General features: G+C 69.7%; 12 protein-coding genes. 5 read left to right on the plus strand and 7 right to left on the minus strand.

Annotation, left to right across the window (positions count from 1 at the left end):
- The first annotated feature begins 221 nt into the window (after positions 1 to 221).
- Entirely contained in the window at positions 222 to 1721 is a 1500-nt protein-coding gene (gene glpK / locus ACL03I_RS23875; protein ID WP_355081367.1) for a glycerol kinase GlpK, read from the plus strand.
- Between the two features lie 201 nt (positions 1722 to 1922).
- Here glpK and ACL03I_RS23880 read toward each other — a convergent pair whose 3' ends face one another.
- On the minus strand, positions 1923 to 3101 hold the full coding sequence (locus tag ACL03I_RS23880) for an aminotransferase-like domain-containing protein (RefSeq protein ID WP_412806996.1): 1179 nt from the start codon (positions 3099 to 3101) through the stop codon (positions 1923 to 1925).
- A 288-nt stretch (positions 3102 to 3389) separates the two neighbouring features.
- Here ACL03I_RS23880 and ACL03I_RS23885 point away from each other — a divergent pair, with 288 nt between their 5' ends.
- On the plus strand, positions 3390 to 3635 hold the full coding sequence (locus ACL03I_RS23885) for a hypothetical protein (protein ID WP_355081363.1): 246 nt from the start codon (positions 3390 to 3392) through the stop codon (positions 3633 to 3635).
- Positions 3636 to 3760: 125 nt separating this feature from the next.
- Here the strand turns inward: ACL03I_RS23885 and ACL03I_RS23890 are convergent, their stop codons facing one another.
- The 3 genes from ACL03I_RS23890 to ACL03I_RS23900 form a co-directional block, all read right to left on the minus strand.
- Positions 3761 to 4783: a hypothetical protein gene (locus ACL03I_RS23890; protein WP_379252089.1), complete on the minus strand. Its 1023-nt coding sequence runs from the start codon at positions 4781 to 4783 to the stop codon at positions 3761 to 3763.
- A 71-nt stretch (positions 4784 to 4854) separates the two neighbouring features.
- Entirely contained in the window at positions 4855 to 5748 is an 894-nt protein-coding gene (locus tag ACL03I_RS23895) for a hypothetical protein (protein ID WP_355081360.1), read from the minus strand.
- A gap of 465 nt (positions 5749 to 6213) precedes the next feature.
- The gene (locus ACL03I_RS23900; RefSeq protein WP_355081358.1) at positions 6214 to 7617 is read right to left on the minus strand and encodes an NAD(P)H-quinone dehydrogenase; all 1404 of its coding nucleotides are present in this window, start codon (positions 7615 to 7617) and stop codon (positions 6214 to 6216) included.
- A gap of 174 nt (positions 7618 to 7791) precedes the next feature.
- On the opposite strand from ACL03I_RS23900, the gene ACL03I_RS23905 reads away from it, so the two are divergent.
- Positions 7792 to 8265 carry a gamma-glutamylcyclotransferase gene (locus ACL03I_RS23905; RefSeq protein ID WP_195088143.1) on the plus strand — a complete coding sequence of 158 codons (474 nt, stop codon included), beginning with the start codon at positions 7792 to 7794 and terminating at the stop codon, positions 8263 to 8265.
- Positions 8266 to 8485: 220 nt separating this feature from the next.
- On the opposite strand, the gene ACL03I_RS23910 is transcribed toward ACL03I_RS23905, so the two are convergent.
- From ACL03I_RS23910 to ACL03I_RS23920, 3 genes are all read right to left on the minus strand, one after another.
- Positions 8486 to 9634 (minus strand): M20 family metallopeptidase, encoded by a 1149-nt coding sequence (locus tag ACL03I_RS23910; RefSeq protein WP_397280207.1) that lies wholly within the window; start codon positions 9632 to 9634, stop codon positions 8486 to 8488.
- A 116-nt stretch (positions 9635 to 9750) separates the two neighbouring features.
- On the minus strand, positions 9751 to 10992 hold the full coding sequence (locus tag ACL03I_RS23915) for a M20 family metallopeptidase (protein ID WP_412806997.1): 1242 nt from the start codon (positions 10990 to 10992) through the stop codon (positions 9751 to 9753).
- A gap of 107 nt (positions 10993 to 11099) precedes the next feature.
- Complete coding sequence (locus ACL03I_RS23920; RefSeq protein ID WP_412806998.1) at positions 11100 to 11804, minus strand: enoyl-CoA hydratase-related protein; 705 nt, start codon at positions 11802 to 11804, stop codon at positions 11100 to 11102.
- A gap of 378 nt (positions 11805 to 12182) precedes the next feature.
- Here ACL03I_RS23920 and ACL03I_RS23925 point away from each other — a divergent pair, with 378 nt between their 5' ends.
- Both ACL03I_RS23925 and ACL03I_RS23930 read left to right on the plus strand, forming a co-directional pair.
- Positions 12183 to 12962: a purine-nucleoside phosphorylase gene (locus ACL03I_RS23925; RefSeq protein WP_355079110.1), complete on the plus strand. Its 780-nt coding sequence runs from the start codon at positions 12183 to 12185 to the stop codon at positions 12960 to 12962.
- Complete coding sequence (locus tag ACL03I_RS23930) at positions 12963 to 14459, plus strand: phospho-sugar mutase (protein ID WP_412806999.1); 1497 nt, start codon at positions 12963 to 12965, stop codon at positions 14457 to 14459.

Genomic DNA, 14459 nt, shown 5'->3' on the forward strand with positions numbered 1-14459 from the left:
CCCCCCCCCCCCCACCCCCACCCAGTTCTCGCTCGGCCCCCTCCCCCGACCCACCGCGTTCCGCGGCCCGGCTCGCGTTTGCGCGGCCGCCGCGTCCGCGACGAAGGAGCAAGCGGCGGTCGCGCAAACGCGAGCCATAAGGGGCCGCGAACACCCAGCGCCGCAGGCGCTGGAAAAACAAACACAGCCGCGACGAAGTCGCGGCCAAATACACTGCCAGCATGCGTCGCTATGTGGCCGCCATCGACCAGGGCACGACCTCGAGTCGGTGCATCGTCTTCGACCGGCAGGGGCGCGTCGTCGGCGTCGCCCAGCGGGAGCACGAGCAGATCTTCCCGCAGCCGGGTTGGGTCGAGCATGATCCCGAAACCATCTGGCGCAATACCGAATTCGTCCTCGGTGACGTTCTGGAGCGCAACGGCCTCGGCGCGGACGACATCGCCGCGGTCGGCGTCACCAATCAGCGTGAGACGACCGTGGTGTGGGACCGCGAGACCGGTCGTCCGGTGTACAACGCGATCGTCTGGCAGGACACCCGTACCGACCGGCTGTGCGCCGAATTGGGCGGCGACGCGGGACCGGGCCGCTACCAGGATCGCACCGGCCTGCCGCTGTCCACCTATTTCGCCGGGCCGAAGCTGCGCTGGATCCTGGACAACGTGCCTGGCGTGCGGGAGCGCGCGGAGGCGGGCGAGCTGTGCTTCGGCACCGTCGACAGCTGGGTGTTGTGGAAGCTCACCGGCGAGCACATCACCGACGTGACCAATGCCTCCCGCACCATGCTGCTGGATCTGCGCTCGTTGCAATGGGATTCGGTGATCTGCCGGGAGTTCGGCGTGCCGGAGTCGATGCTGCCGCAGGTGCGCAGTTCCTCGGAGGTCTACGCGCCGATCGGTTCCGGGCCACTGGCCGGGGTGCCGGTGGCGGGCATCCTCGGCGACCAGCAGGCCGCCACCTTCGGCCAGGCGTGCCTGTCACCCGGCGAGGCCAAGAACACGTACGGCACCGGCAATTTCATGTTGCTGAACACCGGAACCACGCCGGTGTTCAGCAAACACGGCCTGCTCACCACGGTGTGTTATCGCCTGGGTGCCGCGGACGCGGTGTACGCCCTGGAGGGCTCCATCGCGGTCACCGGTTCGCTGGTGCAGTGGTTCCGCGACAATCTCGGCATCATCTCCTCCGCCGACGAGATCGAGCCGCTGGCCCGTAGCGTCGACGACAACGGCGGCGCCTACATCGTGCCCGCCTTTTCCGGGCTGTTCGCCCCCCGCTGGCGTCCGGACGCGCGCGGCGTGATCGCCGGGCTCACGCGTTTCGTCACCAAAGCGCACCTGGCGCGGGCGGTGCTGGAATCCACCGCGTTCCAGACCCGCGAGGTGGTCGACGCGATGCGCGCGGACGCCGAGTCCCAGCGGCTCGGCCTGGAGCTGACCACGCTGAAGGTGGACGGCGGCATGGTCGCCAACGACCTGCTCATGCAGTTCCAGTCCGACGTCCTCGACGTGCCCGTGGTGCGCCCGGTGGTCAACGAGACCACCGCGCTGGGGGCGGCGTACGCGGCCGGGCTCGCCGTCGGCTACTGGTCGGGCACCGACGACATCCGCGACAACTGGACCGCCGACAAAACTTGGAGCCCGACCATGCCGGAGGCGGAACGGGACGAGCGCTTCGCCGCGTGGAACAAGGCGGTCGAGCGCACGTACGGCTGGGTGGACTGACGGGCGGACCGGGCACGCTCCTCGACCTCGCGACGCGTCGCGCGGCACGGTCGTCACAGTAGACCTGCCACCGACGAACACCTACCCGGCAGGGGCAAGGCAAGCGACGCCCCGCGCGAGCGAGACGACGACTACGCTCGCACGTCCGCGACATAATCGCGCGAACCATCCGGCGGCAATCGAAAGTGGTTGTCCCCGGATCTATTCACCTATCGCGCGCGCCAAGCGCTCGATCGCCTCACGCAGCGTCGCCACGTCGGAGGTGGTGAAGCACAGACGCATCGAATTCCGATGGCCGCCGGACACCGCGAATGCCTCGCCGGGGACGTAGGCGACGCCGAGATCAATGGCGCGGGGCAACAAGTCCACGGCGTCGGTCCCATCGGTGAAGTCGACCCACACGAACATGCCGCCCGCCGCATCGGTGCTCACCAGACGGTCACCGAAGCGGGTGCGCAGCTCGTCGACCAGGACACGCGCCCGCGCACCGTAGACCCGCCGGATCTCCTCGACCTGCCCGGTCAGCCAATCCGCATCGGCGAGCAGATCGGCGGCGATCTGTTGGGTCAGGGCCGACCCGCACAGGTCCGCGCCCTGCTTCAGCAGTTCCACACCCCTGCACACCGCGTTCGGCGCGGTCATCCAGCCCACCCGCAAGGTCGGCGCCAGAATCTTCGACACGCTCGACAGCCGGATCACGTTGGGTGAATACGTCGCGATCGGCTCCGGCGACGGCTGGTCGAACCACAGCTCGCCGTAGGGATCGTCCTCGATCACCCAGAATCCGAACCGGTCGGCGAGCTCGGCGAGTTCCTGCCGGCGTCGCGGGCTCATGGTCACACCGCGCGGATTGTGGAAATTGCTCACCGTGTGCACCACCGCGGGCCGCTCGCCACGGCCGAGCAGTTCGGCCAGCGCGTCGACCCGCATCCCTTCGGCGTCGAGCGGGACCGTCACGATGCGCGATCCGGCGGCCCGGAACACCTGCAACGCGCCGACGTATGCCGGATCCTCGACCACGACGAGCGCGCCCGGATCCAGCAAAACCTCGGCGAGCAGCGACAACGCCTGCTGCGAACCGTGCGTGACGAACACCTCCTCGAGCGGCACCGGCCGCCCCAGCCGCCGCGTCTCCCGTGCGGCGAGCACGTCACGCAGCGGCCCCCACCCGGCCGATTCGGTGTACTGCAGTCGCGCGCGGTCCGCCAGCGCCGACTCCGCCGCCTGCGCGATCCGGTCTCGCGGCATCAATTGCTCGTCGGGCAGGCCACCGGCCAGGCTGATGACGTCGTCGCGCGCGGCTACCTTCAGCAGATCACGAATCGCCGAACTCGTCAGGCCCTCGAGACGCCGGGCCAGGGGTGGAGTGATCGCCGTCATGAAACCTCCGGAAAAGGACGCCACGGTACGCGTTGTCCTCACTGTTTCACATCGACTACCAAAATATGAAATTCTATTCTCATTATGTGAGATACCCCGAGGCATGGAGCGGGCCGACGAACGCAACACGACTGGACCGACCGACTCACTTGCCCGACATGCACCCCGCCGCAGCCGCCCCGACGCGCAGCGACCTCTGGAGTGATCCGCATCACTCGATGGAACGGTATTCGCGCCGCCACCGTCCAGATCCACGTACGGATCATCTGACCGAAGGAACGAAAAGCCATGAAACACATCGCATCCGCGCTTGCTATCGGCGCATTGACCACCGGCGTACTGGCCTTTGTGGCGCCGTCGGCGAACGCCGCCCAGCCTGGTCAGAAGTGCACGGTTCCAGGAGCCACGGCGCAGGACTATGTGGACGTGGGCAACGGAGTCCAGCGCAAAGCGGTTCTCGGCTGCGTGCGCTCCGGCGGTGGGTACGTGTGGCAGGTCACGAACTACCTGCAGCCGGGCGTCAACGACGGCTGATCCGTCGTCCGCGGCCGCGGCGTGCGCGGTTTGCGCACACCGGCGGCCGCGGCGCACCCGTTCCACCACGCACCGCGTTCATCGCTGGAGCGAACCCCGGTAGCCCGACCTACTGCGAAGCAGACTCAATCGATCAGATAGATGAGGGTCCGCCCGTCCAGGGTCACCGTCGTGATCACCGGGAAGTACTGGGCCTCGGTGCCATCGGGATGGCGCTCGGTGATCTCGACGTTGAAGCGATCGGGAGTGATCTCCGCGATCCGCAGGCAATAGGCCGTGCCATGCGGAATGTGCTGATCGATGGTTTTCTGCAGGTCCGCGGGTGGCTCGACGTTCGCGCCCGGCGCCACGAACGTGTGCGCGCGGGCGGCGCTGCGCTCGGAATAGTAGGCATGCTCGAAGCCGAGAATCGCCCGGATCCCGCTGCTCGTATCACCCGAACCATTGCCGAAGGTGACTTTGCCCTCGGTGCGGGTCGGGCAGTCCACCGCCGCGGTGCTCGGGCCGCTCGAAGCCGCCGTGCCGTCCTGGTCCTCATCGCTGCCGCTGGTCACCACGATGGTCACGGTCAGCGCGATCAGCGCCACGACCGCCGCGACCGCACCGAGCACGATCCACCGCGTCGAGGAGCCCTTGCGCCGGGCGGGCGCCGGTGTCGTGGGGACGCGCAGCGCCAGCCGCATGGCGATCGGGTCCTCGGCCCAGGACAGACCCGATTCGGACGGCGCGGGAGGCTTCGGCACGCCCCCCTCGGCGGTCGGCTGGTTCCACCAGGATTCCTGCGGCTCGCCGTCCTCGGGCTGCGAGCGCTCGACGCCGGAAGAAGGCTGCTCGGGCGTGGCGGAGGCAGGTCCGGCGTAAACCGTGGAATCCGGCGCGCGGAACTGCGACGGCAGTGCGGGTGTCGTTTCCGGCTCGCCCGCGGGCCGCCAAGTCAGTTCCGGGTGATCGGTCGGCTGCTGCGGCACCTGCCAGCGCGGGCCGGTGTCGGCCCCCATCGGCGGACCGAATTCCGAAACAGGCGGACCGAATTCCGAGACGGGCGGTCCGAACTCGGAAACCGGCGGCCCGAATTCCCCCAACGGCGGACCGAACTCCGAACCGGACTGGTCGGATTCGTTCTCCCTCGCGTCACCCTCGGAGGTCACACCCAATCCTTTCCCGGACACACAAGCGGGGCGGCCGCGAACGACCGCCCCACCCGTCGAAACAGCACGTGTCAGTACTGGAGTGAACCACCCCACTGGGTGGTGACACCACCCACGTCGGCGGTCTGCGGAGCGAAATCGCCCGGCTGAAGCGGAAGCTTAACCTGTGCGGCGGCATCCAGGGCGGCCGATCCGCCCGGCTGCTCCCGGATCCAGTCCTCCACCGCGGCCTTGGCCTGGTTCAGCTGGGTGGTGTCGAACACCGTGGTGGTGTTGTTCGCGGCCAGGCCCTCGCCACCGGTGTAGGTGGTCAGCTTGACCGTGTTCTTGTCGACGAACTCCACCGAGACGCCCGCTTCACCCGAGCCGGTCGGCGTGCGGTAGCCGATGGTGCCGACGTAACCGGCCTCGTTGCTGAAGTGGTGGGTGTTGGCCACGTGGCCCGGCAGGACGGTGCCGCCGTCGATGTTGGCGCCGATCTCCGCGTGCGGGCCGGTCATCTCCACGACCGGAGCCGCCGGGGCCGCCTCCATACGCGGGGCCTGCCAGCGCGGCTGCGCCTGCGGCTGCACCAGCGTGGAGCTCTCCGGCTGCCGCGCCTGGGCGTTGTCGTTGTCGCTCTGCGTACCCAGCTGCGGAGTGGCCTGCTGACCGGGCTGCGGCGCGGCCTGCTGCTGGCCCGGCTGCGGCGCGGCCTGATCCGGCACGACCGCGGGCAGCGGCTCGCTCGGCTTCTGCTGACCGGGAACCGGCAGCGGCGCGACGCGCGGCGGGGTCACGCCCGGCTGGGTCGGCTTGGCCAGCTTCGGGTCTTTCTGGTCCGGCGCGGCATGATCCGACTCCGGGGTGGTGACGCCTGGCTGGCTCGGCGTGGGCTTGCTCTCCGGCTTCTGCGGATCCTGCTTGGATTCCGGCTTGCCCGGCTCCGGCGCAGTGGTTTCCGGGGTGCTCGGCGACTCGTTCACGCCCGGCTGCGTCGGAGCAGGCGTCGGCGGAGTGGTCGGATCGTTGGGAGCCGCCCCCGCCGGCGCAGCGAAGAGAGTGGCCACGGCAGCCGCTGTGGCCAGTGGCAACGAGGTGCTCGCCATCGCTCGCTGCGCCCGACTCGGCTTACGATGTTTCACTTTTCGCAATTCCCTTCCCGGGTGCGGCCCGGCAGGCCGCATTCAGTTGTCCCTGGGTGAGACGCCTGACCGTCGAACGACCCGGGCCGTTCGGTCGTGCCGATTTGGAAAGGACCCATCCCCCCACACCGAACTCCGCGACCGTCCTTCGATCGCATCTCTGCCGAGAGTGAACCACATGTGCGCATATTGGGCAACGCAGCGAATAGCCAAGGGTGGCAAGAGCGCCCGCGTCCCGCGCCCGCACCGAGTTGACCGGGCCTGATGTCCGGGATCGGACACGGCACCGGATGCGCCGAACCGAGCTCAGTCCAGGTCGTCGTGTCGCATCAGCAAACGCGCCGCCTCGGTCACCGAACCGGTGAGCGACGGGTACACCGAGAAGGTCTGGGCCAGGTCGTTGACCGTCAGGTTGTTCTGCACCGCAAGGGCGATCGGCAGAATCAGTTCCGAGGCGATCGGCGCGACGACGACACCGCCGATCACCACGCCGGTCGCGGGGCGGCAGAAGATCTTGACGAAACCGCGGCGCAGCCCGGACATCTTGGCGCGCGGATTCGTGTTCAGCGGCAGCATCACCGTGCGCGCGGGCACCTCACCGTTGTCGATCGCGGTCTGGCTGACGCCGACGGTCGCGATCTCCGGCCGGGTGAACACCGCCGAGGCAACGGTCTTCAGACGGACCGGGCTGACGCCTTCCCCGAGCGCGTGGTACATCGCGATGCGTCCCTGCATCGCGGCAACCGAGGCCAGCGGCAGCAGGCCGGTGCAGTCCCCCGCGGCGTAGACGCCCGGCACCGACGTGCGCGACACGCGGTCCACCCGCAGATAGCCGCCGCGGTCGAGTTCGATGCCGACTTTCTCCAGCCCGAGGCCCGTGGTGTTCGGTGTCGAGCCGACGGTCATCAGCGCGTGCGAGCCGGACACGGTGCGCCCGTCGGAAAGCTTGACCACGATGCCGTCGGCGGTGCGCTCAACGGCGTCGGCGCGCGCGTGCTTGACCAGTTCGACGCCGCGCTCGGCGAGCGCGTCCTCCAGCACGAGCGCCGCGTCGGCGTCCTCGCCGGGCAGCACGCGGTCGCGGCTGGAGACCAGCTTCACCCGCACGCCCATCTCGGTGTAGGCGGAGACGAACTCCGCACCCGTCACGCCGGAACCGACGACCACCAGGGTCTCCGGCAGCTCTTCGAGGTCGTAGAGCTGCCGCCAGTTGAGGATCCGCTCGCCGTCCGGTTCCGCGCCCGGCAGCACCCGCGGGCTCGCGCCGGTCGCGATCAGCACGACCTCGGCCTCGATGATCTGCTGCGCGCCGTCGGCCAGCTTGGCCAGCACGCGGTGCGCGGCCACGCCGCTGCCCGGATCGATCAGCTCGCCGTATCCGGCCAGCACGGTCACCCCGACGGTCTGCAGTTTCGAGCGGATGTCGGAGGACTGCGCCAGCGCCAGCGCCTTGACGCGCGCGTTCACCTCGGACAGTTGCACGTGCGCCTGGGCCGGGTCGAGGGTGATGCCCAGATCGCGAGCACGGCGCAGGTCGGTGCGCACGCCGGTCGAGGCGATGAAAGTCTTGGAGGGAACGCAGTCCCACAGCACGCACGCTCCGCCGATGCCGTCGGAATCGACCAGCGTCACCGACGCTCCGTGCTGGGCGGCTACCAGGGCCGCCTCATAGCCGGCCGGTCCGCCACCGATGATCGCGATGCGGGTCATTGATACCTCCGCTCGTGCTTCGCGCCGGGATCTCCGGCACGGGGTAAACGTTATCCGGCAACCACCTCGCACGATCGACCGCGTTACCGGTGCGCAACAGTTCCCCGCCGGGCGGCGCGCCGCAGGTGCGGCAATCGAACGCGGTCTGCGAAGGTTATTGGCTACCCTTTGCTGGTGCCGATCTATGCCGCCTATGGGTCCAACATGGACTCGACGCAGATGCTCGAGCGCTGTCCGCACTCCCCCATGTCCGGGACGGGCTGGTTGGAGGGCTGGCGGCTCACCTTCGCCGGTGACGATATCGGCTGGGAAGGGCCTCTCGCGACGGTCGTCGAGGATCCCGGTTCCCGGGTGTTCGTCGTGCTCTACGACGTGTCCCCGGAGGACGAGCAGCGGCTGGACCGCTGGGAGGGCTCGGACTTCGGCATCCACAAGAAGATCCGCCTTCGCGTGACCCGCAACGGCGACGGTGGCGACCCCACGCTGGCCTGGCTATACGTGCTGGATGCCTACGAGGGCGGCCTGCCGTCCGCCCGCTACCTGGGCGTGATCGCCGATGCCGCCGAAAAGGCCGGTGCGCCAGAGGATTACGTGCACGCTCTACGCACCCGCAACAGCCGCAACGTCGGCCCGGGCAACTTCGGCTGACCGCGCGTCACACCGCAACGCCTGCGGTGTGGCCGTACCCTCTCGGTCGGGCCGGACCACTGTCACGCTCACGGCCTCGTCGAGTGCGAGGCCATCGAGCACCGTTCGCGGCCCGGCTCGCGTCCGGGGGGCGAAGCGCATGCGCCGCACGCGCGAGTCTCGCCCGCTCGAACGCGAGCCATAAGGGGCCGCGAACACCCAGCGCCGAAGACGCTGGAGGTCAGACAGAGCTCGCGCCGAGCGCGAGGTTGCTCAGCACCCGGACGCCGACCGCGAGCGCCCGCTCGTCGATGTCGAAGGTCGGCTGGTGCAGATCCAGCTGCTCCCCCTCGCCGGACCAGACGCCCAGGCGCGCCATCGCGCCCGGCACCTCCTCCAGATACCAGGAGAAGTCCTCGCCGCCGCCGGACTGCGGAGTGTCGGCCAGCGCGTCGGGGCCGAGTGCGCGAATGGCGTCCTCGAAGATGCGGGTGGAGTGCTCGTCGTTGACCACGGGCGGCACGCCGCGCCGGTAGTTCAGCTGGTAGCGCACGCCGGTCGGGGCGAGCAGGCCGTCGACGATCTCCCGCACCATCGGCTCCAGCAACGACCAGGTCGCGTGGTCTCCGGTGCGGATGGTGCCGGTGAGCATGCCAGTCTGCGGAATGGCGTTCGGCGCCTTCCCCGCGCTCACCGCGCCCCACACCATCACGGTGCTGGTGCGCGGGTCGATACGGCGGCTGAGCAGGCCGGGCAGGCCCGTGATGACCGAGCCGATGGCGTAGACCAAGTCGCTGGTCAGGTGCGGGCGCGAGGTATGGCCGCCCGGCGAGTCGAGCACCAGCTCGATGGTGTCGGCGGCGGAGGTGATCGCGCCGACGCGGATGCCGATCCGGCCGACCTCCAGGCGCGGATCGCAGTGCAACGCGAAGATTCGCTCCACCCCGGCCATCGCGCCGGCGGCGACCACGTCGATCGCGCCTCCCGGCATGACCTCCTCGGCGGGCTGGAAGACCAGCCGCACGCCGACCGGCAGCTCCGGCACCTCGGCCAGCGCCAGCGCCGTGCCGAGCAGGATGGTGGTGTGCGCGTCGTGGCCACACGCGTGCGACACGCCGGGGACCGTCGACGCGAAGGGCAGTCCGGTGAACTCCTGCAGCGGCAGCGCGTCCATGTCGGCGCGCAGGCCGACCCGCGGTCCGTCCGGTCCGAGGTCACAGATCAGGCCGGTGCCGCCGGGCAGCACCTGCGGCGTCAATCCCGCCTTGGTCAGCCACGCCGAGACGAACTCGGTGGTGCCGAACTCGGTACGGGACAGTTCCGGGTTGGCGTGGATGTGCCTGCGCCACTGGACGAGGTCGACCGTGTGATCGGCCAGCCACGACTCCACCGCTTCCCGCCCTGATCCCCCGGTTTCCGACACTGCGGAGCTGCCGGGGCCCTCCGTGGCCACACGGATGCCCGCTGCCGGGCCCGTCGCCGGCGCCGCAGAACGGCCGGTTGTGCTCACCGAATGTCCTCCTGTCGTTGAACTAGCCGTTGCAACAACCTGTCTCTATGGATGTCATCGCGGGCGACGGTGATTGCGGTACGCGTGAGCGCGAGCGCACCGTCGAGGACCGCACGATCCGCCGAGGCGTTGACGCTGGCCGCGGCGAAGCCTGGCTGATGTGTCACCGCACCACCGGCATCAATGCCGATGACCGGGTGAATGCCCGGAATGACATTGGTGACGTTTCCCATATCGGTGCTGCCCAGCGGCCGCTGCGCCTCGAACTCCGGAGCGAGCGGCACGCGTCCCAATCCGGTGAGCTGCTCGCGATAGACGAGCAACAAGTCCGGATCCGGGGTCAGCTCGGTATACGTCGGCGCGAGCGTCCGGATTTCGTGGGTGCAGCCGGTCGCGAGGGCGCCCGCCTCGAAGCAAGCCGACGCTCGTCGCATCAGATCGTCGAGGGATGCGGAGTCGACTGCGCGTAGGTAATACAGCAGTTCCGCACGTCCGGGCACGATGTTGGGAGCTACGCCACCGTCGCCGACTATACCGTGCAGTTGCTGGCCGGGCAGGAGATGTTGCCGCAGCAACCCAAGGGCCACCTGCGCGACGGTGACCGCGTCGCCCGCGTTGCGGCCCTGCTCCGGCGCCGCGCTTGCGTGCGCCTCGCGCCCGTGGAAAACCACCGACACGTCGGCCAGAGCCAGCGAGCGGGCGCCGACGATGTCGAGCGGACCCGGATGCACCATCATCGCCATCGCGACGTCGTCGAACACGCCGCGTTCCAGCATGAGCACCTTGCCGCCGCCGCTCTCCTCGGCCGGTGTGCCGAACACCAGTACGGTGAGATCCAGTTCGTCCGCGACCTCGGCGAGACCGAGCGCCGCGCCCACCGCGGAGGCGGCGATGACGTTGTGTCCGCAGGCGTGGCCGATCTCGGGCAGCGCGTCGTATTCGGCGCAGATGCCGACGGTCAGCGCGCCGCTGCCGTAGCGCGCGCGGAAGGCCGTGGGCAGCTCGGCCACGCCCAGCTCGATCTCGAAACCGCGCTCGGCCAGCGGCGCGATCGTCTTGGCGACGCTGCGGGTCTCCTCGAACGCCAGCTCCGGTTCGCCGTGAATCGCGTGCGAGAGCGCGATCAGCTCGGCGGACGCGGCGCGGATCGCGGCGTCACCGCGAGCGGTGGCGTCGACCTCGTAGACTGCGTTGCCGTCGTGCTGCGCTTCCTGGCGCCCGCTGCGCGATGGTGGCATGCAACACAGTCTCGCACTGTGTTCGATTTGCCGCGCTTTCGCGCGGCGTGTTCGCGGCCCCCTTGTGGCGCGAGTGTGCGCGGACCTGGGCTGTCCGTGAAGGCGGGTCAGTTCGTGGCGAAGGCCAAATTTTCCGGAGTGGTCGGTACCGCGAGGCCGGCCAGTGCTTTTGCGTGTAGGGCGCGCTTGATCACCGGCAGGTTGGGCCTGCGGTTGCCGGCCAGCGACGCCGCCCGCTGGACGGCGGTCGCGAGCAGCTCGTCGGCTTCGGCCTTGCCGTCCACAATGCCCGCTGCGATCGCCTCGTCGGCCGGGTAGCGGTGGCCGGTGGTCATCGCCTGCACGCAGACCTGGTTGCTCAGCCGCTCGGTGAGCAGGGCGTTCATCCCGATGGTGAACGGCATGCCCAGGTGCACCTCGGGCAGGCAGTAGAAGCCGCGATCGGCGCGCATCACCCGGAAATCGTGTGAGGTGGCCAGCATGGCGCCCGCGCCGAAGGCATGGCCGTTGATCGCGGCGACGGTCGGCAGCGGGAATGCGAGCAGGCGGGTGTAGAGCGAGTGCACGCGGTCGAGGTAGCCGTGCATCTTGTCCAGGTTGCCGAACAGCCAATCGGTGTCCAGACCGTTGCTGAAGAACTTCCCGGTCGCCGTCGTCACCAGCGCGGCGGGCCCCACGGAACTCTCGGCCTCGTCCAGCAGCCCGTGGAACGCGTCGATCCAATCCGGGTGGAAACGGTTCTCGTTGTCCGTCTCGCCCTCGGACCCGAGGTAGACGACGAACACTTCCCCTTGGCGTTCCAGATACGGCATGCGGTGCAGCGTAACGGGCCCCGCCCGATCCCCTACTCACGGGTAGCAGTCGACTGCCGACCGCGACGATCGACCCCTCGCAGGTATCCATCCGACCGACCTTCGGGCAAGCGAGCAGTCCGTCGGACAACCGTCCCACCCCACCACGTGGCCTCCACTCGCGCAGACCGAGGCAACCCCGAGCAGGCGCTCTTCGCGGCCCGGCTCGCGGAAACCAAGCGCCGCAGTCATTGAAACAACCCAGCCCCGCTCACGTTTGCGTGTGCGCGGCCGCCGCGCCCGCGACGAAGGAGCAAGCGGCGGTCGCGCAAACGCGAGCCATAAAGGGCCGCGAACACCCAGCGCCGCAGGCGCTGGAAATCCACTATCGTGACGATCATGCTTGCCGAACAGGCCGCCGAGGCGATCGCCGAACGTACGGGAGTGTCACGCCACCGGGTCGCGGTGGTACTGGGGTCCGGCTGGCAGGACGCGGCAGCGGAGATCGGGGCGCCGCGGGCGTCGGTGTCGATGCCGGAGCTGCCCGGTTTCGGGAAGCCGACCGCGCAGGGCCATGTCGGCATGATCCATTCCGTCCAGGTGGACGACAACGCTGTGCTGCTGTTGATGGGCCGCCAGCATCTCTACGAGGGGTATCAGCCCGCCGATGTGGTGCACCCGGTGTCGGCGGCCGTGGCCGCGGGCGCGGAGATCATCGTGCTGACCAACGCCGCGGGCGGTATCCGCTCCGGTCTCCGGGTGGGTGAGCCGGTGCTGATCAGCGACCATCTGAACTTGACCGGCCGCACGCCGCTGGCAGGCGCGACCTTCGTCGACCTGGTCGACGCCTGGGATCCGGAGTTGCGGGCGCTGGCCAGGGAGATCGACCCGAGCCTGGCCGAGGGCGTCTACGCGGGGCTCACCGGGCCGCAGTACGAGACGCCCGCCGAGATCAGGATGTTGCGCACCATCGGCGCTGATCTGGTCGGCATGTCCACCGTGCTCGAGGCCATCGCCTGCCGCGCGCTCGGTGCGCGGCTGCTGGGCATCTCGCTGGTTACCAACTTGGCCGCGGGGGTCACGGGCGCGCATCTGTCCCATGCCGAGGTGCTCGCCGAAGGCCACGCCGCCGCGCCCCGCCTCGGCAAACTGCTGCGCGGCGTGCTGGAACGGGTGTAGATGCTGCGCTTCGGCACGGCAGGCCTGCGCGGGCCGCTGCGCGACGGCCCCGACGGCATGAATGTCACCACGGTGAGCCGGGCGACCGCCGGCCTCGTGGCGTGGTTGCGTGATCGCTGCCTCGGGGGCGGCGCGGTGGTCGTCGGCCGCGACGCCAGGCATGGTTCCGCCAAGTTCGCCGCGGCGACCGCGGAGATCTTCGCCGCCGCGGGCTTCCCGGTGACGCTGCTGCCGCGTCCGCTGCCCACGCCTGTGGTCGCGTACGCGGTGCGTGAGTTGGGCGCGGTCGCGGGCGTGCAGATCACCGCCTCGCACAATCCGGCCACCGACAACGGCTACAAGGTCTACCTCGACGGCGGGTCGCAGTTGATCGCCCCGGCCGACGCCGAGATCGAGCGCTGCATCGAGGCGGTCGCCGAGCCGATCGACCGCGTGCCGGTCACTCCCGCCGACGACGACCTCGTGCGGCGTTATCTCCACCGCGTCGCCGCACTGCCCGCCCGGATCGGCGGATCCGGCGCGCGCGCCGGAATCCGGATCGCGCTCACTCCGCTGCACGGCGTCGGCGGCGAACTCGCTGTCGAAGCGCTCCGCGCGGCGGGTTTTCCCGATGTCCATGTGGTCGATGACCAGTTCCGGCCGGACCCCGACTTCCCCACCGTCGCGTTCCCGAACCCGGAGGAACCCGGCGCGACCGATCTGCTGCTCGCGACGGCGGCACGAGTCGGCGCCGACGTGGCGATCGCGCTCGATCCGGACGCCGACCGGTGCGCGGTCGGCGTCCCGCGGCCGGACGGTGGCTGGCGGATGCTGCGCGGCGACGAGACCGGCGTACTCCTCGGCGACTGCGTGCTGCGCACCGCCCCGGATGATGCGCTGGTGGCGACGACCATCGTGTCCTCGCGGCTGCTGTCGAAGCTGGCGCCCGCGCGCGGCGGCCGCTACGCGGAAACGCTCACGGGATTCAAATGGCTGGCTCGGGCGGGCGACGGCTTGGTGTACGCCTACGAGGAGGCGATCGGCCACTGCGTCGACCCGGCGGCGGTCCGGGACAAGGACGGCATCTCCGCGGCCGTGCTGGCCGCCGACCTGGTGGCCCGGTTGAAGGCCGCGGGCCGCGACCTGAACGACGAACTCGACGACTACGCGGTGGAATTCGGCCTGCACGCGGGCGATCAGGTGTCGTTGCGACTCGCCTCGGCCGCGGCGGCCGCCGCCGCGGTCGAGCGGTTGCGGACGGATCCGCCGCACGAGATCGCCGGCGAGCCGGTGGAGTACACCGATCAGCTCCGCGTACGTGGCCGGATGCGCACCGACGCGCTGATCTTCCAGGGTGTTTCGTCCCGCGTGGTCGTGCGCCCTTCCGGCACCGAGCCGAAGCTCAAGTGCTATCTGGAGGTGGTCGAACCGGTCGGCTCGCGCGCCGATCTTCCGGCGGCGCGAGCCGCCGCACGCGAACGCCTCTCGGCGCTGCGCGACTTCTGCCGGAAATTCTGA

The sequence above is a fragment of the Nocardia sichangensis genome, from assembly GCF_047200615.1.
GTDB classification, from domain to species: domain Bacteria; phylum Actinomycetota; class Actinomycetes; order Mycobacteriales; family Mycobacteriaceae; genus Nocardia; species Nocardia sichangensis.